Origin of the sequence: Neoakkermansia glycaniphila (assembly GCF_900097105.1) — a bacterium.
GTDB lineage: Bacteria > Verrucomicrobiota > Verrucomicrobiia > Verrucomicrobiales > Akkermansiaceae > Akkermansia > Akkermansia glycaniphila.
Genome location: NZ_LT629973.1, coordinates 2652142 through 2678307 on the forward strand (window position 1 = coordinate 2652142; position 26166 = coordinate 2678307).

General features: G+C 58.0%; 16 protein-coding genes. 4 read left to right on the forward strand and 12 right to left on the reverse strand.

The genetic code is table 11. The features are described 5' to 3' along the window. Positions 1-317 precede the first annotated feature (317 nt). Entirely contained in the window at positions 318-2708 is a 2391-nt protein-coding gene (locus PYTT_RS11140; protein WP_071133486.1) for a mechanosensitive ion channel family protein, read from the forward strand. Here the strand turns inward: PYTT_RS11140 and PYTT_RS11145 are convergent. The 3 genes from PYTT_RS11145 to PYTT_RS11155 form a co-directional block, all read right to left on the reverse strand. After that, positions 2705-3514, reverse strand: coding sequence for a UDP-2,3-diacylglucosamine diphosphatase (locus tag PYTT_RS11145; RefSeq protein ID WP_067777175.1), 810 nt, complete (start codon positions 3512-3514; stop codon positions 2705-2707). The genes PYTT_RS11140 and PYTT_RS11145 overlap by 4 nt on opposite strands. A 64-nt stretch (positions 3515-3578) precedes the next feature. Beyond that, positions 3579-4979, reverse strand: coding sequence for a B12-binding domain-containing radical SAM protein (locus tag PYTT_RS11150; RefSeq protein WP_067777172.1), 1401 nt, complete (start codon positions 4977-4979; stop codon positions 3579-3581). 118 nt (positions 4980-5097) lie between these two features. After that, the gene (locus PYTT_RS11155) at positions 5098-8670 is read right to left on the reverse strand and encodes a bifunctional proline dehydrogenase/L-glutamate gamma-semialdehyde dehydrogenase (RefSeq protein ID WP_071133487.1); all 3573 of its coding nucleotides are present in this window, start codon (positions 8668-8670) and stop codon (positions 5098-5100) included. A 190-nt stretch (positions 8671-8860) separates the two neighbouring features. Here PYTT_RS11155 and argH point away from each other — a divergent pair, with 190 nt between their 5' ends. Beyond that, complete coding sequence (gene argH / locus PYTT_RS11160) at positions 8861-10225, forward strand: argininosuccinate lyase (RefSeq protein WP_067777573.1); 1365 nt, start codon at positions 8861-8863, stop codon at positions 10223-10225. A 104-nt stretch (positions 10226-10329) separates the two neighbouring features. Here argH and PYTT_RS11165 read toward each other — a convergent pair whose 3' ends face one another. Then, on the reverse strand, positions 10330-11985 hold the full coding sequence (locus tag PYTT_RS11165) for an NADPH-dependent assimilatory sulfite reductase hemoprotein subunit (protein ID WP_067777572.1): 1656 nt from the start codon (positions 11983-11985) through the stop codon (positions 10330-10332). A gap of 194 nt (positions 11986-12179) precedes the next feature. Here PYTT_RS11165 and PYTT_RS11170 point away from each other — a divergent pair, with 194 nt between their 5' ends. Further along, a complete protein-coding gene (locus PYTT_RS11170) occupies positions 12180-14105 on the forward strand; it encodes a beta-galactosidase (RefSeq protein WP_067777571.1) in 1926 nt (641 codons plus the stop codon). Positions 14106-14188: 83 nt separating this feature from the next. Here PYTT_RS11170 and PYTT_RS11175 read toward each other — a convergent pair whose 3' ends face one another. From PYTT_RS11175 to PYTT_RS11200, 6 genes are all read right to left on the reverse strand, one after another. Continuing rightward, on the reverse strand, positions 14189-16294 hold the full coding sequence (locus tag PYTT_RS11175; RefSeq protein ID WP_067777570.1) for a tetratricopeptide repeat protein: 2106 nt from the start codon (positions 16292-16294) through the stop codon (positions 14189-14191). Continuing rightward, positions 16291-16971, reverse strand: a complete 681-nt coding sequence (locus tag PYTT_RS11180) for a toll/interleukin-1 receptor domain-containing protein (RefSeq protein ID WP_067777569.1) — start codon at positions 16969-16971, stop codon at positions 16291-16293. The genes PYTT_RS11175 and PYTT_RS11180 overlap by 4 nt, the downstream gene beginning before the upstream one ends. Before the next feature lie 98 nt (positions 16972-17069). Further along, complete coding sequence (locus PYTT_RS11185) at positions 17070-17516, reverse strand: hypothetical protein (RefSeq protein ID WP_067777568.1); 447 nt, start codon at positions 17514-17516, stop codon at positions 17070-17072. Positions 17517-17660: 144 nt separating this feature from the next. Beyond that, positions 17661-18884, reverse strand: coding sequence for a tryptophan synthase subunit beta (gene trpB / locus PYTT_RS11190; protein WP_067777567.1), 1224 nt, complete (start codon positions 18882-18884; stop codon positions 17661-17663). 76 nt (positions 18885-18960) lie between these two features. After that, complete coding sequence (locus PYTT_RS11195) at positions 18961-20127, reverse strand: pyridoxal phosphate-dependent aminotransferase (protein ID WP_067777566.1); 1167 nt, start codon at positions 20125-20127, stop codon at positions 18961-18963. A gap of 157 nt (positions 20128-20284) precedes the next feature. Continuing rightward, positions 20285-20995 carry a DUF3313 family protein gene (locus tag PYTT_RS11200; protein WP_067777565.1) on the reverse strand — a complete coding sequence of 237 codons (711 nt, stop codon included), beginning with the start codon at positions 20993-20995 and terminating at the stop codon, positions 20285-20287. Positions 20996-21079: 84 nt separating this feature from the next. Here PYTT_RS11200 and PYTT_RS11205 point away from each other — a divergent pair, with 84 nt between their 5' ends. Beyond that, entirely contained in the window at positions 21080-21520 is a 441-nt protein-coding gene (locus tag PYTT_RS11205; protein WP_067777575.1) for a 23S rRNA (pseudouridine(1915)-N(3))-methyltransferase RlmH, read from the forward strand. Positions 21521-21594: 74 nt separating this feature from the next. Here PYTT_RS11205 and PYTT_RS11210 read toward each other — a convergent pair whose 3' ends face one another. Continuing rightward, positions 21595-22368, reverse strand: coding sequence for a hypothetical protein (locus PYTT_RS11210; RefSeq protein ID WP_067777564.1), 774 nt, complete (start codon positions 22366-22368; stop codon positions 21595-21597). Between the two features lie 33 nt (positions 22369-22401). Then, positions 22402-26103: a hypothetical protein gene (locus PYTT_RS11215; RefSeq protein WP_141675893.1), complete on the reverse strand. Its 3702-nt coding sequence runs from the start codon at positions 26101-26103 to the stop codon at positions 22402-22404. Between the last annotated feature and the right edge of the window lie 63 nt (positions 26104-26166).

Genomic DNA, 26166 nt, shown 5'->3' on the forward strand with positions numbered 1-26166 from the left:
GAATATGGTTTTCAATAAATGTAAATCCTAGTATAACGGATTTCAAATCAGCTTATTGTTGGTATTTTTCAGATTGTCTTGCTGGTCAAATTTGAAAGACGATTGATAAACACGGTACAATTCTGATCATTTATTTTGAGATGAGGAAAACTCCTCCTGTAAAATGATCGTAATTTTTTCATTATCTGTTGGTCCTTGCGATTATTCCTCTTGACGTCGGATTTGAAATCCGCTTGAAAAAAGGATATGCCTCATACTTTTATAGATGTTGAATGAAAAAGTCTTGCGTTCTTCGGCAGGACGTGTAAAAGACGGGTATGTCTTTCTGTTCGTTTCCGGTTTCTGTGCTGCGCGGTGTCGTGTGTTGCCTGGCGGTGATGCTGGGTGTTCTTGCTCCCGGGTTGAGGGCTGCCGACGAATCTTCGGAGCAGACGATTGCGACCATCAATCAGGAGCTTGATGTCAGGCTGCACGAGCTTCCTTCCAAGATGAAGGCATTTCAGCAGATTCTGGACGGATATATTGCGAACCAGAAGAAGAAGGCGGAGGAGTTGAACAAGCTCGGCGTGATCCTGTATTCGCAGGATGCGACCAATATGTTCGCCCTCGCGTTCTACTGCCAGCAGGTCATGTCCCTGCGGGCCGAGCTCAAGACTCTGGTGGATAACGAGGCCACGTCGCAGACGACGTTTACTTTCGAGCGGGCCATCAAGCTGTTGAACGAGGAAAAGACAAGGCTCGACGGCTTGAAGAATTCCATCGCGGCGATGGACGATGCTACGCTTTCGGAAGAGAGCCGGAAGGCCAAGGCGCAGGCCGTCAAGAAGTGCGACAAGCTCAACAAAGTGATCGACGCGTATCTGAAGACTCTGACCCAGGAGAAGGGGCGCATCGGCTCATTGAACGATAAGAGCGCCGCTTTGGAAACATATGCAGCCGATAAGTTGCAGGCCATGGTGAATACGGTGTTTTATTCACCCGTATCGGTGTTGAATTATTTCTCGTCGGCATGTGAACGATTCAAGGAAGCATTTATCGCAACCTACGTGGTGGATGACAGTTCTACGGAACGCACCAAGGAAGTCTGGAAGATGGTGAAGGGTATTGCTCTTTTCCTTGTGGTTTCCTATCTTCTGGCGAGGCTGACGTTCCGCGTGGGGCTCAAGAAGATTCTGATGAAACGGAATATGATGGAGAAGGCTCCCTATCATATTTGCTGGAGTACGCTGCTGTACCTCGCCTTTTTCATGTCGATCGGGTCGCTGCTGCAGCCGCTGGACTTCATGCGGGCCGTGATGACGACGGGCATCGAGTTCCTGATGACGCTGGCTTTGATTACGTTTTCCGTGACGGTGCGGCTGCCTTACGAGAAGGTGCGGCAGGGCCTGCTGTTGTATGCGCCGGGCATGGTGCTTTGCACGGTGTTCATTTTCCTGCGCATGAGCATGGCACCGAATATCATCGTGAATATGACCCTGCCGCTTCTGTTTCCGCTGGTGTTTGCATGGAACGTCTGGATTCTCGTGCGCAACAAGCAGACGGCTCCTCCCGTGGACAAGTTTTTCTCGACCGTATCGTGCGTTCTGATCGGTTTGGCGTCGATCTGCTCCCTGATCGGTTTTTCCTTCCTGTTCTTCCTCGTGATGCTGGCCTGGATCATGCTGCTGACGAGCATTCTGTTCCTGATGGCGTTTTACCATCTGGTGCATATCTATCAGAAGAAGCGTTCCCTGCGCGTGGAGAATGCCGGGCACAGGCTGCAGCCTTTCATGTCCAAGTTCGTGCTGCCGGTGATGTCGCTGCTGTTGATCATGTTCAGCCTGCTGTGGCCTGCCAGTATTTTCAATATCGCCCATCTGATCCGGGAGTGGGCGAGTACGCCGTTTATCGTGTCGGACTTCGCGCAGTCGATTTCCGTCAATGCGATCATTACGGTGATTTTCATGGCGATTACCCTGCGGTATGTGATTTTCGTGGTGAAGACGGAGTTGCACGAGAAGCTGGGAGAGGATTATGATCTGGGCGGCTATTCGACGTATATGACGCTGGGAACCTTCGTGCTGTGGGGGGTGTACGTGCTGATTTCCTTGGCGGTGTTTCAGGTCAATTTCACGGGGATCATGATGATTCTCGGCGGGATGAGCATGGGCCTCGGTTTCGCGTTGAAGGATACGATCGACAATATCATCTGCGGGCTGTCGCTGATGTTCGGCCGCTTGCGGCAGGGCGATATCGTGGAGTGCGACGGCATTCGCGGCAAGGTGTCGTCCATCGGCTACCGGACGACGTATATCGAGACTCTGGACGGCTCGGTGATCGCCTTCCAGAACAACCAGCTGTTCAACAAGAATTTCCGCAATATGACGAGCAATCACGTGTTCGAGCAGGTGAAGGTGGAAATCGGCATTGCCTACGGCACGGAGGTGGACAAGGCACGCACGCTGATTCTCGAAGCGGTGAGGGATGTGGAGGGGCTGTCGAAGACGCGCAATACCTCCGTGGTGCTGGATGGGTTCGGCGACAATTCGGTGAATCTCGGCGTGTGGGTGTGGGCTCCCGTGCGCATGAAGATGGCGACGCTTTCCCGCGTGCGCGAAGCGATTTACCGTACGTTCAACGAGAACGGTATTTCCATTCCGTTCCCGCAGCAGGATGTGTATATCAAGGAAGTGCCCCGCGCTGTCGTCGTCGAGGAGAAGGGAGCCTAGGCGGGAGTTTTTTCGTCCGCATAGTGGACGATTTCGAAGCGGCCGTCCTCGTATTCGATGACGGCGCTGAGGCTTTCCACCCAGTCGCCGCAGTTCAGGTAATGCACGCCTTTCTCGCCGACTTTCTTGTCGGCGGGGTGGTGGACGTGTCCGGCGATGATGCCCGCACAGCCGCGCTTCCACGCCATGTTTTCAAGCTGTTCTTCGTATTTGCCGATGAAGTTGACCGCGCTTTTGACCTTGGCCTTGATGGCTTTGGATACGGAGTAGTAATCCTTGCCCCTCCAGCGGCGGTAGGTGTTGTACACGCGGTTGATCCACAGCAGGACGTCGTAGCCGACGGAGCCCAGTACGGCCACCCAGCGGTGGTTGGTGGAGATGCTGTCGAAGCCGTCTCCATGGACGCAGAGGTATTTTTTCCCGTCGCGCCCCGTATGGACGTATTCGTTCGCCACGGTGAGGCAGCCGAGCGCAAAGGGGGAGAAGCGTTCGACCACATCGTCGTGGTTGCCGCGCAGGTAGATGATTTCGCAGTCTTCCTTTTCGGCTTTTTTGAGGAGGCTGCGGATGAAGCGGGTGTGGGGTTTTTGCCATTTGGCTCCGCGTTTGAGCGCCCATGCATCGATGATGTCGCCGACGAGGACGACGCGCTTGCACCGGTAGCGGCGCAGGAACTTGCGGCATTCGTCGGCCTTGCTGTCGCGCGTGCCGAGGTGCAGGTCCGAGATGAAGATGGATTCGACGTGTATTTTGTCCTTCTTGGCGGAGGTTGCATCTTGTGCCTCCGGTGGTGTGGTGGTTGTCATCTGTCGCCGCACAGTATAAGCGGGCGGCGGCAGATGCAGCAAGAGGCCGTGTGTGGCGAATTCGTCACAATTCCTTCTTCTGGCCTGAATTTTGCATGGTGTTCAGGAGGCCTTCGAGGAGGGGGCGCGATTTTTCGAGAATGCCGCTCTGGATGACGATGTTCCAGAAGGGTTCGCATTTTTTCCATCCTGCCGTGTAGAGGAATTGCCGGAGGCGGTTCGGGGCGAGGAAGGGGTTGCGGGCGGATTTGACGATGTTGCTCCAGCTGTAGAATTTCCGGTAGGCGCGCCTGTAGCCACGTTCCAGCGTTTCGGAGCTCATGCCACGGATGCGGTAGACGGCGTGCCGCGTGTCGTACAGGTCCCAGTTGCGGGTGAGTAGCCTGTTCTGCGAGACGATGCTTTGATGAAAGCGTGTGCCGGGGTAGGGCGTGGCGATGTGGAAGGTGGCCGTGGTGATGCCCTGCGAGACGGCCCAGTCGACAGTGCGGTCGAAGACGGTTTCGTCGTCGCCGTCCAGCCCGAAGACGAAGCTGCCGTTGATCATGACGCCGAGGCTGTGGAGCCTGCGGATGGCGGCGGTGTAGTCGCGGTGGAGGTTGTGCGTTTTGTTGCTGGAGATCAGGTTGCCGTTGTCGAGCGTTTCGAATCCGACGAAGAGGGAGCGCAATCCCGCTTCGGCGGCTTTTTCGATGAGGTCGTCCTTCAGGATGCTTTCGACGGTGGCTGCGCTTTGGAAGAGGCGATTCATGCCTTTCATGCCTTCGAAGAGGGATCGTGCGAAGCGGGGATGGCCGAGGAGGTGGTCGTCAAGGAAGTACAGGTGTTTGCCGGGCAGGGTTTCGATTTCCTCAAGAGCCTGGTCGGTCGTGAGGGTGTAGAAGGATTTGCCTCCCTGATAGAAGGCGTCCTTGTAGCAGAAGTCGCAGTGGTGGGGGCATCCCCGCGAGACAACGAGGGAGTTCGGCACGAGGTATTTGTTCCTGTGGATGAGGTCGCGGCGCGGGAGCGGGCGGCCTTCGAGCGTATGGCGTGCGGCGGCGTACCGGGGCAGGGCGCGGCCCTGGCGGAAGTCCTGCAGGAAGCGGGGGAAGGGTTCTTCACCGGGGCCGAGGATGATGGTGTCGGCATGCTGCTGCGCTTCGTCCGGCAGGGAGGTGACGTGCAGGCCTCCCATCGCGACGTGGCATCCCTGCGCCCGGTAATGGTCGGCTATGGCATAGGCACGGTAGGCATTGGTGATGTATACCTGGATGAGGACAAGGTCGGGAGAGTCGTCCATGTGGAGCGGCTGGACGTGTTCATCGATGATTTCGAGTTCGTCGTCTTCCGAAAAGTAGGCAGCCAGCGTGGCGAGGCCTACGGGAGGGAACAGGGAGTACTTGATGGGGCGCCAGTCGGGGCCGTTGGCTTCGACAAGGCTCGGCAGGATGAGCTTGGCGCGGAGGGGGCGTCGTGTGTGCATGGGTTGGGTTGGGGGTGTATTTTCTTGTTAGAAAATAAGTGAACAAGGGCATGCAAAGCCTGTGCATGGCAGGGCATGCCGCAAGGAGGGGAGTTGAGGGTGGGAGGGTTAGGGGCGGTCAGGATGGATTCGGACGCATGACGATGTTGCCGTATCGGTGCGTTGTTTCGGTGATGCTTTGTTCCTTGCAGTAGCCGAGCAGTTCGATGCGGGCATTGGCGAGGATGGGGCGTTCGAGAAGGCGGAGGTTGCAGGCGTGGGCGTCGCGGCGCGTGTCCGTGTCGGCGGCGGGGTCGCGGACGATGGCGTCCTGTTCCGCCCATTCGGCAAAGTGTTTGCGGTAGTTCTGCCGTGTTTCGACGGTAATCGTTGCACCTTCGGGAATGTTGCCCGCCTTGAGCCATTTGCGTTCTTTCGCCATGCTGAGGGTGACGGGTGTGCCCGCCTGGACGGAGGCGAGCAGGGCAATGGCGATGTCGGCATCTTCCATGCCCTGTTCGATGCGGAGGACGACGCGGGCGGCGGGTACGTAGCGGAAGGCATTGGTTTCGCCGTGGCAGTGGGACGGGTCATGGGAGACGCCGAATTCTTCGTTCCACCATTTTTCGAGGGAGCCGGCGGCGGCTTCTAGGCGGGATTTCGCTTCGGGGAGGGTTTTGCCGAGTTTGGAGGCGAGGGCGGCGACGTCCTTGCGGGCGACGTTGCGTTCCCTGGGCAGTGCGGTTTCCTTCCACGTGCCGAACATGGCGAGGTAGTTCGGGCCTCCGGCCTTGGCTCCGGGTCCGACGCAGGATCGTTTCCAGCCGCCGAAGGGCTGCCTGCGGACGATGGCACCGGTGATGGGGCGGTTGATGTAGGCGTTGCCGACCTGTACCTTGCTTTTCCAGAGGGCGATTTCCCGTTCGTCGAGCGAGCAGATGCCTCCCGTGAGTCCGTAGGCGGTGCCGTTCTGGATGGAGATGGCTTGTTCGAGGTTTTCGGCGCGGATGATGCCGAGGACGGGGCCGAAGCATTCCGTCTGGTGGAACCATGAGCCGGGTTGGACTCCGATGCGGATGCCGGGCGACCAGTGGCGCACGTTGTCGCCTTGCTGTTTGGGTTCGAGGAGCCAGCTTTCTCCCGCATCAAGCTTGGTGAGTGCGCGGACGAGGTCGTCTCCCGGGCGGCGGGTGAGGGGGACAATGACGGAGTCTGCCTCCCATGCGGGGCCGACTTTGAGGCTGGCGGCGGCATCCATGAGCTGGGCCATGAAGCGGGGGTCGTCGTACACGGAAGCTTCGACGATGGCGATGCTGGCGGCGGAGCATTTCTGCCCCGAGTGGCCGAAGGCGGATTTGACGAGGTCGCGGATGGCCTGTTCGCGGTCGGCGAGGGCGGTGATGATGATGGAGTCCTTGCCGCTGGTTTCTCCGAAGACGGGGCGGTCGGGCGCCCACTGGTGGAAGAGGGACGCTGTGGCGTAGGAGCCGGTGAGGATGATGCCGCCGATTTGCGGGGAGGAGAGCAGTTTCTGCCCGATTTCATTCGGCAGCGTGGGGGCGAACTGGAGGGCGGCTTCCGGTACGCCCGCTTCAAGGAACGCTTTGCGGACGAGGGAGGCGACGTAGACGGAGGCGGGCGATGGTTTGAAGATGACGGCATTGCCCGCCATCAGCGCGGCGGCGATGCCTCCGCAGGGGATGGCGCAGGGGAAGTTCCACGGCGAGGAGACGCACAGGACGCCGAGCGGGGTGAAGGAGGCGCCGTCTTCCATGCCGGGCCGGGTGAGGCCATCGGCGTAGTAGCGGCAGAAGTCGATTGCTTCGCTGGCTTCGACATCGGCTTCCGCAGGGGATTTGGCGGTGTCGCGCACCATGGCGGCGATGAGCCTGCCGCGCATGCGGGAGAGTTCGGCGGCTGCTTTGTGGAGGATGGCGGAGCGTTCCTTGACGCTTTTTTTGCCCCACGTTTTGGCGGCTTCCTGCGCGGTGTCGAGAAGTTGCGGGATGTGTTCGTAGGCAACGTACGAGAATTGGTACGATTCCTTGCCGGGCTGAGAAGGATCTCGGCCGATGCCGACGATGTTGCTGGTGATGCGGTCGCTGCTGATGGAGAGCGGGATGTGTTCGATCATCCGTTCCTTTTCTTCGCGCATGAGGCGGCGCACCCAGGCGGTGTTGGACGGGAGGCTCCAGTCGGTGTCCGGTTCGTTGTCGAACGGTTCGCCGGGCGCAGCGGTGCGGATGGTTTCTTCTTCGCGGTTCTGGGTGCGGTTCGGGCCGTGTTTTGTTTTTTTCGCGTTTTTGCAGGCGGCGAGGAAGCGTTTTTTCTGGTCTCCCCAGGCAGGGGAGGAGGAGCTCATGTCGAAGATGTCGTGGAGGAAGTTGTGTTCTCCCGAGTTTTCGTCGAGCCGCCGGACGAGGTAGGCGATGGCGTGCGGGAAGTCTTTCCGGTAGACGACGGGGGCGTAGAGCAGGATTTTGATGCCTGCCTTGGCGATGGTTCGCACGTGGGGGTTCGCCATGCCTTCGAGCATTTCGAATTCGATGTGGCCGCTCGCGCCTTCGCGTTCTGCGAGGAGGAGGGCGTAGCCGAAGTCGAAGAGGTTGTGGGTGGCGAGTCCGAGGTCGATGTATTTGGCGTGTTCCGGCATGCAGGCATGGCGGAGCATGCGCTTGTAGTTCGCGTCCGTGTCGTCCTTGGAGGTGTAGGGAGCCTGCGGCCAGCCGTGCAGGGAGGCATCGACCTGTTCCATGGCGAGGTTGGCGCCTTTGACGAGCCGAAGCTTGATGGAGGCACCTCCTTTTTCGACGCGTGCCTTGGCCCAGTCGCAGAGTTTTTTCTGTTCGTCCCACGAGTCGGGCAGGTAGGCCTGCAGGACGATGCCCGCGCGGAGGGTGAGGAATTCCTCTTCCATGAGCGTGCGTTTGAAGGCTTCGCAGGTGAGGTGGAGGTCGCGGTATTCCTCCATGTCGAGGTTGATGAATTTGGGCTGTTTCGTGCCGTCCGGCTGTTGAACGGCATGCTGTTTCGCGGCGCGGAACAGTGTGCGCAGACGTTCCTGCACATGCGCCAGCGTTTCTTCAAAGGCGATGAGGTTGATCTGGCTGCATATGGCCGAGATTTTGACGGAGATGTAGTCGCATTCCGGTTCGGCGAGCAGGTCGAGGATCTGCTGCATGCGGTGCGCCGCTTCCTCCTCACCGAGGATGGCTTCGCCGAGCTGGTTGAAGTTCAGGCGGATGCCTTCCTTGCGGCGTTTGCGGACATGGGCGCGGAGTTTGTTGCGTTCGGCAGGGAGGATGACCTTGGCGCTTTCGGCGCGGAGTCCGTATTCGATGCCTTTGAGTACGAGGGCGGGTGCGTAGGAGGAGGCGAACATGCCCGCCTTCATGGCGAGGCGGTTTACCGGGGAGAAGTACTGGGGCATGCCGTAGCCTTCGAGCAGATAGCGGAGCTGCTCGATTCCCTGTTTGATGTAGGTCGGTCGGAAGAGGCGGTCGGCGAGCGCGAGGGTGAAGGCTTTGCCCTTTTCATCGTGCATCATGCGGGCCAGCTGGGCGGCCTGCCGTTTCTCTCCGAAAGTGCTGTTCTTCTGCGCCTGTGCAAGGATTTGCTGGGCAAGCTCGACCGCCTTGAGCGAAAGGGTGCGATCGTCCCAACCGGCCGTGCGGGCCTGATTGAGCCATTCGGGGATGGAGAGTTCGGTCATTGCATGGGCGAGTGTAAGGATTTGCGGCGTTTTTGGCAAGATAAAAGAATGTTAACAAGGCCGGGTAAGAATATCTCTTTCAAGGAAGACGGAGACGGAGGCGCACGGGCGCGAAGGCTTGTGCCCGATTGTGCCTGCATGGAGAATAACGCTTGAAAATTGCGGCATATCCTGTACTCTGGATCGCGTTATGTGGAAAGGAAGATTTTCTCAACCGACAGCCGATCTGGTGCAGAAATACGGCGAATCCGTCTCCTACGACTGGAAACTTTACAAACACGATATTGCAGGTTCCATTGCCCATGCGGGGGCGCAGTTGCGCGCGGGGATGCTGACGGAGGAGGAGTTCGCTTCCATTCGTGACGGGCTGCTGTCCGTTCAGGCGGATATCGAAGCCGGGAATTTTATCTGGAGTCAGGAGCTTGAGGATGTTCACATGAATATCGAGAGCGAGCTGACGCGGCGCATCGGCGCAGCCGGGGCGAAGCTGCATACGGCCCGTTCCCGCAATGATCAGGTGGCGACGGATACGCGCCTGTATTGCCGCGCCGAGATCGATGCGACGGTGGAGCTGCTGCACGATATGCAGCGCGCGCTCGTCACGAAGGCCGCCGAATATGCGGAGACGATGATTCCCGGTTATACGCATTTGCAGCGCGCCCAGCCGGTGACGGTGGGCCACCATCTGCTGGCCTATGTGGAGATGCTGGATCGCGACGTGAGCCGCCTGCTGGATTGCCGCCGCCGCCTGAATGTGTCTCCCCTCGGTTCCGGGGCGATTGCCGGTTCGACGATTTGCCTCGACCGCGTGGGGATCGCCGAAGAACTCGGTTTCGATGCCGTGACGGAGAATTCGATGGATGCCATCGCCGACCGCGATTATATCATGGAGATGCTGTTTGCGCTGGCTGTGGTGGGTACGCATCTTTCCCGCCTGAGCGAAGACCTGATTCTGTGGTGTTCGGCGGAGTTCGGCTATGCGACGCTTTCCGACGCCCATACGACAGGCTCTTCCCTGATGCCCCAGAAGAAGAATCCGGACGTGTGCGAGCTGACGCGCGGGAAGACGGGCCGCCTGTACGGCAATCTGACGGCGGTGATGGTGGCCGTGAAGGGGCTGCCGCTGACGTACAATCGCGATTTGCAGGAAGACAAGGAGCCGCTGTTCGATTCCGTGGCGACGGTGCAGCTTGCCCTGCGCGTGAATGCGGAGATGGTGGCTGCCATGAAGATCAATACGGCGCGCACGCAGGCCGCCGTTTCCGATCCCATGCTGCTGGCGACGGATCTCGCGGATTATCTCGTGCGCCGAGGCGTGCCGTTCCGCTCCGCGCATTCGCTCGTCGGCCGGGCCGTGGCGTTGAGCGTGGAATCGGGTACCCCTTTGAATGAGCTGACGCTGGCGCAGTACACGGAGATTTCCCCGGAATACGGTGCGGATGTGCATGAGGTGTTCAACCTCGAACGCGCGTTTGCCCTGCGTACGAATCCCGGTGCGCCGAATGCGGCCAATACGGCCCGGCGCCTCGCCTTCTGGCAGGAGAAGCTGGCCTGATTCGTTTCTGCCATTCAAAAAAATCGGAAGCCCGGTTCCCCTTGTGGGGAAAGCCGGGCTTCCTTTGTGTCGATATAGGCCGGGGGGCGGAAGGCGGAGAGCCTTCAGGATGCCTCGGGCAGGAGGGCATCGCGTTTGCGGAGACTCCAGTCGCCGAAGCTTTCTCCGGGCTGGCGTTCGTCGCGGAAAGCGCTGAGGAGGTCGTGAACGAGTGCGGGAAGGTCGTCCGATTTGACGGATTCGCGGTAGACGTATCCGAGGCGTTCTCCGGCATGGGAGCCGCCGAGCCAGACGTTGTATTTGCCCGGCGCACGGCCGACGAAACCGAGTTCCGCGACGTAGGGGCGGGCGCAGCCGTTCGGGCAGCCCGTCATGCGCGTGATGATGGATTCGTTCTGCAATCCGAGCTCGTGCAGCGATGTGTCGATGCGGTCGAGAAGTTCGGGCAGGTAGCGTTCCGATTCGGCGAGAGCCAGCGGGCATGTAGGCAGAGCGACGCAGGCAATGGAGGCGAGGCGCATGCCGGTGTGGCGGCTGTTGAGCTTCGTTTCGTCGATGATGCGGTCGATGGCAGCGGCGGTCTGGTTCGTGATCCCGTCGATGACGAGGTTCTGGTTGGCCGTCAGGTAGAACGTGCCTTCATGCAGTTTGGCGATTTCGCGAAGGGCGCTGCGGAGCGGATAGCCGGGACGTTCGGCGATGCGGCCGCCTTCGATGTAGAGCGTGCGGCTTCTCGAAGTGCCTTCGAAGGTGTCTCCGCTGGTTTCGAGCTTGAACCCGCGGCTTGCGGGCAGGGCGTAGCCGAGGTACTGGACGAGGGTCGTCTTGAACCAGTCGAGGCCGCGGTCGGCGATGGTGTACTTCAGGCGCGCATGTTTTCTATCCGTCCTGTCGCCGAAATCGCGTTGCAGTTCGACGATGGCTCTGGAGACTGCCACAACCTGTTCCGGCGTGCAGAAGCCGATGGCATCGGCCAGCCTTGGGAAAGTGGCGGGGTTGTTGTGGGCGCAGCCCATGCCGCCTCCGGCTACGACGTCGTAACCGACGGTTTGTCCGTTTTCCACGATGGCGACGAAGCCGAGGTCATTGGTGAATACGTCGATGTCGTTCTGCGGGGGTACGCACAGGGCAATCTTGAACTTGCGGGGAAGGTAGGTTTTGCCGTACATGGGTTCCTCTTCCTTCTCTCCGGTGTAGATTTGTTCCTCATTCAGCCAGATTTCATGATAGGCATGCGTTTTGGGAAGGAGTTCGGCGGAGATGAGGGAGGCGAGATCGTGGGCGGCGCGGTGGGCAGGGGAGTCGCCGGGGGTGCCGGATGCCGTCACGTTGCGCGTCACGTCGCCGCAGGTGGCGAGCGTATCCATCGCAATGCTGTGAATCTCCTGCATCGTTGCGCGCATGTTGCCCTTCAGCACGCCGTGGAGCTGGATGGTCTGGCGCGTGGTCAGTTTCATCGTGCCGTTGCCGTAGGTGTCGGACAGCTTGTCCATGGCGAGCCACTGGGCGGGTGTGACCTTGCCGCCGGGCATTCGGAGGCGAAGCATGAAGGACCATGCCTTGTCCTTGCCTTCCCTCTTCAGGGCGATGCGTTTGTCGCGGTCATCCTGCAGGTAGGTGCCGTGAAATTTGATGAGCTGCTGCTCGTCGGCGGGGATGTCGCCTGTGGAGGTGTCGTCGAAAACTTCGGCCAGACGGCCGCGCAGGCAATTGCTTTCGAGCTTGATGCGTTCGTTGTCGGATAAAGATTTTATCGGCATGTGCCTTTTTAGACACGTTCGCACTTTTTACGGTTCAAAAAAATGGCCGAAATGGCACGAATTTTCAGGAAAAAAGAGTTCCCGGAAAGAATGAGGGCAATGGCCGCGTAGTAATATGGTCTGTTTCAATTCATCGGAACGGATGCGATCCGGCGTTTCCGGACACTTACAGAGCGATGAAACCTGCAAATCGAATGTTGAAATACTGCGTCTGCACTGCCGGACTGGCCGCCATGGTGGCCTCTGCCGCATGGGCGGGACCGGAAGCCCTCACCAACACTGAACGCCCCCTTCCGAAGAAGGGTACGCCCGTCACCTTCGGCTACGGCGGCGAACGGAATCAGGAGTTCATGTTGAACGGCAAACCGTTCCAGATCCGCGGAGCGGAAATGCACCCGCAGCGCATTCCCAGAGAATACTGGCGGCACCGCATCCGGATGGCCCGCGCGATGGGATTGAATACCGTTGCGTTCTATACCTTCTGGAACGATTTCGAGCAGCCGGACGGTTCCTTCGATTTCAAGACCGGGAACCGCGACATCGGCGAGTTCATGAAGATTTGCCAGGAAGAAGGCATGTGGGTGCTTTTCCGCCCCGGACCCTATGTCTGCGGCGAATGGGATTTCGGCGGTATTCCCTCTTATCTGCTCAAGGATCCCAAGGCCAAAATCCGCACCACGGAAGACGCCAACTTCATGAAGGCACAGACCCGCTACCTCGAAGCCATTGCCAAAGTGGCGGAACCTTACCTTGCCAGGCATGGCGGCCCCATCCTGATGACCCAGATCGAGAACGAATACGGCAGCTACCAGCGCAAGGATCGGAAATATCTCGAATGGCTGCATGATTTCTGGACGAAGAAAGGGTTTGGCCCGTTCTACATGTCCGACGGCGCCAGCGATTACCATCTGAAGGATGTCGTGATGCCGGGCGTCGCCATCGGCCTTGACCCGGGATTGAACGACGGGGCGTGGAACGTCGCCAACAAGCACAATCCGGATGTGCCCGTCTTCTCCTCGGAAACCTATCCGGGCTGGCTGCGCCACTGGGGAGAAGGCAATTGGCAGCCGACCGGCCGGACCGTGCAGGATGTGCAGTGGTTCATGGACAAGGGCCGTTCCTTCAGCCTCTTCATGTTCCATGGCGGTACGAACTTCGGATTCACCGCCGGGGCGAACCGCAACGGAAATGATCCCTACCAGCCGGACTTGACCAGCTACGACTACGGTGCGCCCGTGGACGAGCAGGGCCGGCCGACGCAGGCTTATGGGCAGATGCGCGACATCATCCTGAAAAAACTGCCTGCCGAGGCCGCCGTGCCGCAGGTGCCGACCGACATTCCCTCCGTCGAATTGCCCGAATTCACCCCGGTGCGCCATGCCGGGCTGTGGGACAATCTGCCGCAAACCTTCTCCGGGTCGTTCGATACGCCTCCCTATTTTGAGCAATGGGGGCAGAACCAGGGCATCGCCATCTACAAGGCCGAGCTGCCTGCGGGCCCTGCGGAAAAGCTTGTCATGGAAAATGTGAACGACTATGCGCAGGTTTATCTGGACGGCAAGCTGATCGGTTCTCTTGACCGCCGCCTGCGCCAGAACAGTATCGACATTCCTGCGCGTACGCAGAACGCCGATCTGGAAATCCTCGTGGAGGCCATGGGGCATGTGAACTTCCATATCAATATGGAAAGCGACCGCAAGGGGCTGTTCGGCGCCGTGAAGCTCGGCAACCGCGACGTTAAGGGCTGGAAGGTGACTCCGCTGCCTCTGGATGCCGCTGCCGTGGCCAAGGCTCCGAAGGGGAAAGCACCTGCTGCATCGACCCGGGCCGGAGCACATTTCCGCGCCGAAATCGACATTACCCAGCCGAAGGACACCTTCCTCGACATGTCGAAATACAAGAAAGGTTATGTCTGGGTGAACGGTGTGAACATGGGCCGTTACTGGAACATCGGGCCGCAGTTGAGGCTGTACATCCCTGCGCCGTTCCTGAAGCCGGGCAAGAACCGCATCGACATCATCGACCTGTACGAGACGGAAGCCAAACCCCTGCGCGGCATGCCGGAGCGTAATAAGGAACCCGGCACCGTGCAGACGAAGAATCTGAACAACGAGTGGTAAACACGCCTATCGGCGAAATTCGCGATGAAGAAAAAGCCGTTTCCTGCAAGGGAAACGGCTTTTTGCGGAAGGAGACACTGAGATTATTCCTCTGTGGAAGGGGTCTGCTGTTCCAACCATTCTTCGAAGGAGCAGACTGCGCCGGATTGTCGATACAGGCAATAGATAGTGTTCCCAAGGATGGTTTGGGTGGTGGGGTGCTGTTCTCCCAGTATGTCGCGGCAAATGTTCAAGGCTTTCTGGAAAAGGGGGGACGCTTTGTCATAGTTGTCTTGTCCATAGTATAACGAGGCAAGGTTGTTGTAGCTTGCTGCCGTGTCGGGATGGTTTTCACCGAAGGCGTCTTCACGGATTCGGAGAGCTTTTTCGTAGAAGGGCTGGGCCCGGGTGTAGTCGCCTTGACTGTCGTATAACGAGGCAAGGTTGTTGTAGCTTGTTGCCGTGTCGGGGTGGTTTTCGCCGAGGCAGGCTTCACTGATGCGGAGAGCCTTTTCGTAGAGGGTTTGGGCCTGGGCGTAGTTCTCTTGATTTTTGTATAGCAATGCGAGATTGTTGTAGCTTGCTGCCGTGTCGGGATGGCCGTCTCCGAGAGCAGCTTCACGGATTCGGAGAGCCTTTTCGTAGAGGGACTTGGCTCGTTCGTCGTCGCCTTGGCTGTTGTATAATCCGGCGAGGTTGTTGTAGCTTGTTGCCGTATCGGGATGGCATTCTCCGAGGGCGTCTTCACGGATTTGGAGAGCTTTTTCGTAGAAGGGCTGGGCCCGGGTGTAGTCGCCTTGGCAGTTATATAACGAGGCGAGGTTGTTATAGCTTATTACCGTGTCGGGATGGCTGTCGCCGAGAGCGTCTTCACGGATGCGGAGAGCCTTTTCGAAGAGGGGTAGGGCTCGGGTATATGCGCCGATTCTGTGTAGAGTGTACCCGAGGGCATTGAGTAAGTCCGCGTTTGTCTGCTGGGGAATTTCGTCCAGTTGGGCGATGAGTGATTCGGAAAAGGGGAGGAAGGGACGACATCCGTTGTCCGGGATGTCGATGGCTTGCCAGACGGCTGCCACCACGGCAGAATGGCGTAGCCATGAAGGTTTCTGCCTTTCACGGACGAATTGGGACAGGATGGGGTGTATCATGTACCCTGCATTCTTTTCATGTTGCAGCCAGCCTTTGCGGTGCAGTTTTTGGAAGATCGAGCCGTCGGCCTTTTCTCCGGCATCCGGGAGTAGCCATGCGGTACAAGTGTCTTTGTGCAGGGGCAGGTAGGGGAAGAGGGAAAAGGCTTCCAGTATGTTGATTTCCGCGTCGTTGAGGGCGGAGAGAATGAAGAGTTTTTCATAGGCGTCCATCAACGCGACGGTTTGGTCTCCGTCTTCGTAGGTGATGCGGAATCCATTCGATTTCAATTTGTCGAGGAGGGTGGGGATGCTCCATTCGTTGCTTGCTGCGGTGCGGGCGAGCAGTTCGACGGTCAGTGTGTGCCGGGCCGCCCTGATGTCGAGTATTTCGTCGAGGGCCTGTTGATGGTCCGGCGTGTCGCCTGTGATTTTCAGGTATAGCTTGCGGCATTCTTCCAGTGGAAGGCTGTCGATGGCGTAGAGTTCGAATGCGTTTTGTGGATCGAAGTATTTCAGCCGCGAGGTCAGGATGACGGGCGAGGGGAGCGAGCAGAGTTTCAGAAGGCTCGGATCGTCGCCGATGCTGCTGGAGACGTTGTCCACGAAGAGCAGAAGCCCTTTGTCGGCCAAAAGGGCCAATTCGCGCCATGCCGCTTCTACCTGCGCGGCCTGATCGGCAGGTTTCGGGTAGATGAGGCAGGAGACGAGGCTGGCATCCATGTTGCCGTCATACTGGATATAGCCGATGTGCCGGAACGGCACCGTTTCTTTCCGGAGATGGCGTGCATGGTATTCCTGAAAGAGACGGCGGCAGATGTGGGTTTTGCCGATGCCGCCCATGCCGCTGACGAGTATGGATTTTCTCCCCTCTTCGGCATTGGTGCGCAGGTGGGCCAGTTCGCTCTCCCTGCCCATGAAGTGGGAGGTCGGTTTGATGTCGGAGGTGTGGGTGACGATGAAGCCGCGCGGTTCGGGGGCGGACGGTTGGTGATAGTGGTTGGTGATGCAATCGCGGCCGATGTAATTGCCTCCAATTTGCGTCCCTCTGATGAGATTGTTGACGGCGGGATCGTTGTTCATCGTGGGAGGAGATTTCGGTGTTTGAGGTGGGCGATGATGGCGTCTCCCGCATCGGAGATGTCCGGGTTGTTCTTGCTCGCCACGGCTTTCAGGAATTCTTCCATGCTGGCGGCAATTTGTTTCATTTGTTTCAATGCTTTAGGCATGTCGTTTTGGTTTTCCGATTCGATAGTCTGCATGGCCGTTTTATACTGTTCGGCCTCATGTTGCCAGTGGGCGATGTATTCGATTTGTTTTGCTCTGTTATATATTCCGCGTTCGATGACGACGGGCAGGATGCGGTCATGATAGTCTTTCTCTTTCATGATTTCCATGACCTCATACATGCAGGCATGGGATTTCAGATATGCATCGCTGATGAGGAGGACTGCGACATCCTGGTCGCGGATACTTTGCATGAAGGCAAGGATACTTTGCCAAGGGGGGAGGTCGCGTATATCGCGTTTGACGATGAGGCCTGCATCGCTCAGCCGCCGTTCGATGCTGTCGGCTTCGTCGCTGTTTGCCCGGCAATAGGAAAGAAAGACGGTGGCTTCCTTGGGAGTAGCCGCTGCGTTTTTCTCAGCCGCGGTGGAGGCGGTTTCTCGATGATGATGATGGTGGACGGTTTGATTTCCGCCGACGAAATTGCCTCCGATGGAGACGTTCTGGAGATTGTTCCGAATGTTGTCCGCCATAGTGTTGTGTAATGTTATTTTTCTAACAATTTAAAATATCTGAAAATCAGTAGATTGTTTTGCGTGTTGAAAGTCTCCGCTGAGGATCGAAAGCTGTGTTATTCCGAAGGCTTCTCTTCTTCTAGGACGACAGGACAGGGGATTTGATCCCAGACTTTTTTCAGTTCTTCGGATTCGTAGAAGGAGGCTTCGACGATACGGTCTTTTTCCGTGTTCAGGGCTTTGTTGATTTTATCGCGGCGTTTGCCGATTTTCTTGAGTTCCTTTTCGGCTTCGTCTCCTTTGGGTTCTTCCTTGGAGGGGGTGCCGAGGCCGACGTCCTTGTCTTTCTTTTTAGGTTTGGCGAAGACGCGTTCGAGAGCTTTGCCCGCTTTATCCGCCGATGCTTTGTTTTTGACGGATTTCAGGATGCCTGTGCAGCGTTTGGCGAGGTCCATTTCATTCTGGTACCATTCCTTGGCGGCAGAGGGCGCCGCAGTAGCCGGAAGGATGGCGGGAGCGATGAGAGCGATTCCAACAACGAAGGGGGATAACTGATGATTCATGTGCGTAGGATCTATTGATGGCAGTATAGCGGTTCGCCGTTCGGTGTCAAGCTATCTTGTGCGATGTTCCCTCATTTCGCCGGAATGCGGAAAACGCCGGAAAATCCGGCGTTTTCAGAGAGGTGTTGTTGCAGGCTGAAAGGGTCAGTCCTTGAAGGTGTGGTCGTCTCCGTAGCCGTAGTGTTCGGCGACGTAGTCGACGTCTTTGTCGCCACGGCCGGAGCAGTTGACGAGGATGGCTCCGGTTTTCATTTCCCTAGCCAGTTTCATGGCGTAGGCGATGGCATGGGAGCTTTCGAGAGCGGGGATGATGCCTTCGTAGCGGGAGAGTTTGAAGAAGGCGTCCACGGCTTCGTCGTCGGTGGCGGTGACGTAGTTGACGCGGCCCTGCTGGTGCCAGAAGGCGTGTTCGGGGCCGACGGAGGGGTAATCGAGTCCGCTGGCGATGGAGTGGACGGGAGCGGGTTCGCCGTCCTTATCCTTGAGCATGATGCTTTCAAAGCCGTGCAGGACGCCTTTTTCACCGTAGGTGATGGAGGCGGCGTGCTGGCCGAGCTGGGTGCCTTTGCCGAGGGGTTCGACGCCGTAGATTTTGACGGGGTCGTTGAGGAAGGGGGCGAACATGCCGGCGGAGTTGCTGCCGCCGCCGACGCAGGCGCAGACGGCATCGGGGAGGATGCCCGTCATTTCAAGGAATTGTTCGCGGGCTTCTTCGCCGATGCACATCTGGAAGTCGCGTACCATTTGCGGGAAGGGATGGGGGCCGACGACAGAGCCGATGCAGTAAATGGAGTCCCTGTAGTTTTTGAGGTAGGATTCGAAGGCGGAGTCGACTGCTTCCTTGAGGGATTTGAGTCCGTGGGAGACGGGGACGACTTTGGCGCCGAGCATTTTCATGCGGGTGACGTTGGGGGCCTGTTTGGCGATGTCCACTTCACCCATGTGGACTTCGCATTCGAGCCCGAAGAAGGCGGCTGCGGTGGCGAGTGCGACGCCGTGCTGGCCTGCGCCCGTTTCGGCGATGATGCGTTTTTTGCCCATGTAGCGGGCAAGAAGGCCTTCGCCCATGCAGTGGTTGAGTTTGTGGGCTCCGGTGTGGTTGAGGTCTTCTCGCTTGAGGTAGATTTGGCAGGTGCCGATTTTGCCGGAGAGGCGTTCGCAGTGGTAGACGGGGGTAGGGCGGCCCTGGAATTGCTTGCGGATGCGGCGCAGTTCGCTGATGAACTGGGCGGAGTGGCAGATGGTGTTGTAGGCTTCGGTGATTTCCTCGAAGGCGGGGACGAGTTCGGGGGGAAGGTGGACGCCGCCGAATTCTCCATAGTAGCCGTTGCTGTCGGGGTATTGGCGGAGGTAGGTTCTGTAGTCCATGGATGGTGCGATGGTGTGTTGTGTGAAAACAGTTCGGGCAGCCTTGTAGGGCTGCCCGATGGGTGTGTGAATGTTTTTAGTGGGCCTTGCAGAATTCTTCGAAGCGGTCGAGGCCTTCCTTGAGGATGTCAAGCGTGGTGCAGTAGCTGATGCGGATGCTGTTGTCGTTGCCGAAGGCGACGCCGGGGATGGCGGCTACCTTGTAGCGTTCGAGGAGCTTGTCGCACAGGTTCTGCGATTTGAGGCCGAGCTTGGAGGTGTCGATGAAGAAGTAGAAGGCACCCTTGGGTTCGACGACGGAGATGTTCGGGATGGCCTTGAGGCGGGAGTAGACGTACTGGCGGCGCATGTTGTATTCTTCACGCATGTCTGCGATGAAGGTCTGGTCGCCGGTGAGGGCTTCGACACCGCCGTATTGGGCGAAGGTGCAGACGTTGGAGCAGGTGTGATCCTGGATCATGCGGATGGCCTTGGCGATGGGAGCCGGAGCGGCGGAGTAGCCGAGGCGCCAGCCCGTCATGGCGTAGCCTTTCGAGAAGCCGTTGATGGTGATGGTGAGGTTGTAGAGGTCTTCACTGAGGGAGGCGATGCTGGTGTGGACGGTGTCTTCGTACACGAGGTGTTCGTAGATTTCGTCCGCAAGAATGAGGATGTCTTCTTCAAGGGCGACTTCGCCGAGAGCGAGGAGTTCTTCCTTGGTGTAGACTGCGCCGGTGGGGTTGTTCGGCGTGGTGAGGATGACCATTTTGGTGCGGGGGGTCATCGCATCGGCGAATTCTTCGGGGGTGAGTTTCCAGCCGTTTTCGGCCTTGGTTTCGACGATGACGGGCGTGCCGCCGACGATGCGTACCATTTCCGGATAGCTGACCCAGTAGGGAGCCGGGATGATGACTTCGTCGTCTTCGCTGATGGTGGCCATGATCGCGGTGGCGCAGGCCTGCTTGGCACCGCTGCTGACGACGATCTGGTCGGGGGTGTAGGAAAGGTTGTTGTCGCGCTTGAGCTTGTCGCAGATGGCTTGGCGGAGGGGGAGGATGCCGGCGGAGGGGGTGTATTTGGTGGCGCCGTTTTCAAGAGCCTTGATGGCGGCCTGCTTGATGTTTTCCGGGGTGTCCATTTCGGGCTCGCCACCGGCAAGGCCGTAGACCTGTTCACCTGCAGCCTTCATTTCCTTGGCGCGGTTGGTGACGGCCAGAGTGAGTGAGGGTGTCAATGCGGCAATATTCGGGGAAATGATGCTCATGTCTTGAAAATGCTAGAGGTTAGTGCTGATTATACGAAACTGCGACGCTTCGCTCAAAGGCGGGCGCATTCTACTTCCATGAGGTGTTCAAAGCAAGAAAAATGCAGGGCAGCAGCGAAAAAAACGCAGATCGCCCGCATGGGGCGGGCTGATGGGATCAGGCTCCCGTTTTCGGCAGGGTGTCTTTTGCTCCTTCGACGATGAGTTTGGCCAGAATTTTCGCCCATTTTTCCAGGGATTCCTCGTCGTGCCCAAAGCGGCCGTAGTCGTTGAAGGAGAAAATGATAGTGTTGTCCTTGTTGGTGTCCTTGAATTCGAAGAGGGAGTGTTTCGTGTGGGTGTCGACGATGCGGCCCTCGATGCCGATGCCGCCCTTGGTGAATTGTGAAATGATGGTTCCCGTGCCCGGAATGGGCGAGAAGAAGCTGCCGATGGTGCCGATGGCATTGACGACTCCTTTGGTGGGTTTGAGTTTGACGATGGCGGTTTCGATGACGATGTCGGCCTGTCCGGGTGTCTCGGTGACTTGCCAGTTGGTATGGGCGCGGTTGTTGATGTCCTGGAGGCCGGTTCCCACATATTTGACGAGGTGGTCGTGCATGAGTTTTTTCATCGCCTGGGCTTCCTTGGGGTATTTGCCTTCGATGAGTGTGGTGCCGAGAGGGGCAAAGTGGACGTACAGCGTTTTTCGTTTGATGAATTCACCCGTTTTGTGTGCGCTCCAGATGCCGTCGAGCGGGCAATCGGATTCGTGGGTGAGGGGGTGAGTGATCAGGGGGCTGACGGGAGTCAGGTCACGCTGGCATCCGACGGTGGCCAAGCCGATGGCTGTCATGCCGAAGATCGCTGCTGTATGATTCAGTTTCATTCTGCCGAATTATTTTTATCGGCAATTGGAGGAGTTGTCAAGAAGAGTCTTGACCGTTTGGGCGAAATGGGGTTCAGTGTGGTCATGACTATTGCGATTTTCGCCGCGGCCAAGCCTTCGATCGGCTATGCGCAGGAGGGGGTGAGTTTTTTCATGGAGAGGCTGCGCCCTTTCGGGAAGGTAGAATTGCGGTATGTGAAGGACGGTTCGTCGAAGGATGTGTCGGCACGGCTTCTTGCCGCCAGTGAGGGGTGGTTGCGCATTGCGATGGATGAGCGGGGGGAGTGCTGGACGACGCGTGTTTTCGAACGCAAGGTGCGCGATTGGCAGTTGCATTCCGTGAAGAAGGCGGCTTTTTTGATCGGCGCGGCGGATGGGCATACGGAGGAATTGCGCCGGGAATGCGCACACGTCCTTTCGTTAAGCGCCATGACGATGCAGCACGAGCTGGCTCTGGTCGTGCTGCTGGAGCAGATTTACCGTGTGCAGACTTTGTTGGCGGGCAGCCCGTACCACCGGGATTGACGGTTGGACGACTATACGAAAAAGGCCGCCAGGTTGCAGGCGGCCTTTTTTATGGACGATGAGGCGGGAGCCGGTTACATGTCGATGGAATCCATGCGCATGCGTTTGGTGGTCGGGTCCTGAATGAAGAGGTTGATCTGGGTGCGACCGGGAGCGACTCGCATGCGGCTGGCATGGAATCGGGTCCAATCGGGATCTTCCTTGCTCCGGGTCATGATGATGAAGTCGTATGTTTGCGCCGTCGCCGAGGTGGGGTTGAAGTTCCACGTGTTGTCTTTGCTGAGACCGATGCGAGAGTTGAAGGGTTTCAGCAGGTATTCCTTGCGGAAGTTGATGACGATTTTGATTGCGGAGGTCGTGAAGTTGACGGCGTGAATGCCGCCTGCACGGAAGTCCTGCTCATCCAGAAAGATGATGCGGTTTTTTGTGGGATCCTTGGTCAGCACGACGATTCCAAGGACTTTGCCGCTCATGCCTTCCGGTACGGTTCCGGAGACAAATGGCTTGGGCAGTTCCTTTTCTTTGCCGTCTTCACCTTTTTCGACGATGGGCGGTTCCTTGTAGAGGTTGATCGTGCGGCCTTCGCTGTAGGGTATGCGCGAGCTGGCGATGCGGCCGGTGAGGTGCAATTCGATGGGTTCATCCTTTTTCTTCTGGGGTGGGGCGTAGAGGGCAGGGATAGAGCCTTCCGAGAGGTTCTGGCAAACGAGGCGAACTCCCGTTGCGGGTTCGGGATTTTCTTCGCTGGTTTCCTTCGATGAAGATGCCGGGCTTTGCGCCATGCCGAGCGAGCACGCCAGAAGCGCTGCTCCGAGAATGGCCGTGAATCGTGAGAGTGAGCGGAACATGATGGTTGAAAAGGCTGGTGGAGGATTATGGGCTTAAACTTCAGCGGCGTCAAGCCAGCGGAAGGAGACGATTCTGAATTTGCGGCCGAAGGCGATGTTCACGTCGGTCATGTTTTCTGTCCGCGTGCCGTCGTCCTTGTAGGGGAGTTCTTCGACATTGTTGGCGCTGTCCACATACTCGATGCAGCGCTGCACCGTGGCTTCGCACCACGCCTGCGAGAGGATGCGCTTGCCGGATTTGTCCTTCACGCAGCCGTAGGCACGGATGGTGAAGGTGTCGTCGCGCACGGTGAGGACGTTGCCGATGGAGGAAAGAATATCCGACTGGACGAGGTAGCCCGGTGCTGCTGTGTGAACGGAGCCGTTTTCCGCCTCGGGGAACTTGTAGAGGTCGCCCTTGTTGCTCGGTACGGTGGCCCGGTTGAACATGGAGTTGATATCGGTGGCGTCGATGGCCGCCTGCAGTGTGCCCGCCAGGCTGCTGGCGGTATCCTTGGCATCAAGGCGTCGGTTGACGAAGTCCGCCATGTTGAGGAATGGGCCGCGTTTCTTGACCTGGACGACGATCTGTTCGGCGAGTTTGCGGAGCTGGTCGGAGGAGAGTTTTCGGACTTCGCCCCAGGCGGTGAGGTAGGCGCCCTTGCCTCGGAAGTCGGCGCCCTTCATGGGATCGTAGGAACCGAAGCTTTCGAGGCTCTTGGTTGTGGTGGATGTTCCGAAGCGGGAGAAGACGACGTCGTCCTGCTTCTTGTTGGGTTCGACGATGGCGAGAGAGTCACCGTTTCTGCCGACGAGTTTTCTGTTCTGGAGGCCCTGAAGGAGAGCGTACCAGGCATTGACGGAAGTTGAGTTGATGTTGAATCCGCCGTCGATGAGGATGTATTGGGCGATGCCTTTCCATCCTTCGTCGGAGAGGACGTCCTTGAGGATGTCGTCGTCCTTGATGCCGGTCTGTGCCTTGATGTATCTGCGCACGGGGAGCCGTTTTCCGTCCTTGAAGAATTCGCGGGCGACATCTTCGGCTTTCCTGACGGAAGCGGAAGAGACGGACTGGGGCATGTCGGAGATGGAGGAGCAGAAGAATCTGTCCCAGAGAGCATCGTTGATGAGGAAGCCGTGGTCGAAGAAGTCGTCGAAGATGCGGCCGCACATGGAGAGGCCAGGGATGTTTGATTTGTTGTACTGGTAGACCTGGTCGGCGGGGATGGCGGGGTCGGCGAAAGAGTTTCCGATGCCGACGCCGGGTACGCCGGACTGGTATTGCTGGCGGCGGAGTGTGGCAGCAGTCTGGCCCGACGTGTCGAACCAACCGGGAGTGAGGCGCATGCCTGCAAAGCCGGCGAGGCTGAAGGGAGGATGGACGGGGAGTTCAAGGACGGAGGCGAAGGAGACCTGTTCACCGTCCTGAGTGACGCCGAGAGTGCCGTTTCTTCCGATGGACTGGATGGGGCACATGCTCATGCCTGTACCGGCGGGAAGCGTGGCGAGCTGGTAGGGATGGTATTGCCTGCGCTGTTCATCGGGCTGGACGAGCATGGAGCCCCAGAAGGCGGGGGAGGAGTGTTGCCATGTTTTGGCCCTGTAGTCGGTCTGGTAGATGCGAGTGTCGAGAACGCCTCCTGTTTTGGGCCCGATGCCGGCGGCAGCGATGAAGAAGGGGGCGTCGGGGTTGTTCTGGATGTCGTTCTGTGTGGACCAGCGGGCGTTGTTGACCGTTTCGTCGCAGAAGGTCGTTTCGAGTCCCGTATCAGCGGGGTCGTACCAGCCGAGGCAGAAGCGCTGCGGCGATTGGAGCATTTTACCCGTGCCGCCGGAAGACGGATCGAACATGACCATGCCGCCGTATCCGTCCAGAAGAGTGATGGCTTCGGCTCGACCCGGAGTGAAATGTACGCCGTCTGTTGTATAGGAGCCGCTGCCGTTTTTACCGAGGCGGAGGCGGAGGTAGAATTTGCCCGCATCGATATTGGTGGTACTCGTTTTGTGTTCCTTGTCGTAGCCGCCGTCGCGGCCGTAAAAGTGGGCTTTGTAGCCTGCTACTGCCTGAGGATGATATCCCTCCGACCACGGATTGTTAGCCCGGCCGCCGTAGTCGACTTGCTTGCGGCTCTGGGCGTGTGAGAAGAAGACGATCTCACCGGGAGCAAAGATGATGTCATCGCTTCCGTCCAACGTCTTGCGGAAATAGTTGCCGTAGTCCTGGCCGAGTTGCGAGGCGTCGTTACCTTGCGTCATGGCGTAGGTGGACCATGTATATTTCCAGTCTGCAACGTTGGCTTGCTGGTTAATGGAATACGATTGCAGCCAGAAGGATTTGTAGGGGATGCTCTGTGTGTAGAGTTTATCCGTTTTGATGCGCATGGGCACGTTGTACGGGTTCCACCACAGGAACATGGGCGAATAGCACATGCCCAGCCTGTAGAGCTGTTCTTTGGGTTCGCCGTCGGACATTTTCCAGGGTTCCGTGACGAGGCCGAAGGTTTGGAAGAAGCCGAGGATGACGGGCGTGCGGGCATAGCCTGCTTTATTGTCGCCGGATTCGAAGCCCGTTTTGTTGTCGAAGATGGACTGGTTGGCTCCATTCTGGATTTCTCCGCCTCCGAGCCCGGTATAAATGTTGTTCATATTGCCGACAAGTCCGGCAGAGCGGTCGCCCGATGTGCTGGAATTGGTGGCGCCTGGCCAGAGGTGATACCATGAATGCATGACCTGCCACGAGCCGATCGGCATGTTCGGCTCCGTGCCCTTCTGGACGCTGGAGTCGTCGAACAGCGGGCTGTCGGACGACGCACGCCGTGCAAATTCCGTCGATGCCAGATTCTGCTTGTTGAGCAGAAGGTTCAGGTCCTGCTTGAGGCCGCCCGTCTTCACGTTCACCGGCAGAGTGATGGAAGATGTGGTAACGTCGAAATAGTAGGGGTGCCCGTCCTGCGTACTCGACATGACCAGAGGCAGTGTGTTCAGGCTCAGGATGCGGGCGCGTTCTCCGGGTTTGGAAGGCAGGTCTTTCAGGCCTTCGATATCACCCGTTTCCGGGCGGGGCGTGTTCCACGTCAGGCGCTGGATGGTGAGGACATCCGTCGTGTCGAGAGTGTCGAAAGATTCGTCCATGCCGCGCTTTTTGGCATCTTCGTTTTCGAGGGAAATATTGGCTTTCTGGTTTTCACCGCCGATCCACCAGGCGAAGTAACCTTCGTTTTGTCCCTTGGCCGGGGTTTTAATCAGATCGGCATAAATATACTGATCCTTGGAGAATTTTTTGCCAAGTGTGCCTTCACCCAGAAGGAGGACGCGGCCCTGTTTGCGCTGACCGAGTCCCTTGACTCCTTCAATATCGGAAATCTGGGTTTCATTGACTGCGGAAATGAGCCAGCGGCGGAATTGCTTGGATCGGCCCGCATCGTATGTTTCTGAAATCTTGAGGCCTGTGAGTTTGCTTTTGCCGGTGAGGTAGGCGTCCCAGCTGTTCCAGACGCCGAGGATGTAGGGATTGAAAGAGGTGGAGGTGTTGCCGCCGCTTTCGAAGTTGCTCTGCGTTTTGAGGTCGAGAATGCCGGAATAAGCTGAGACGCGCTGGTCGGAACCGAGGTTGGCCTGAAGGTCGCCGATGGCCATGTCGAGTGCGAGGAGGCATTGAGCGCGTGCTTCGGAATTGAGGAGAGCAGAGTCGGCAATCCTGATTTGAGAGGTGGCGAGAGCCATGAGGCCGACGCAAATCAGGGAAAGCAGTAGCATGAGAGTGACGGTGGCAATGAGGGCAAAACCTTTGCGATTTCGTTTTCTCAGTAAAAATTGCAG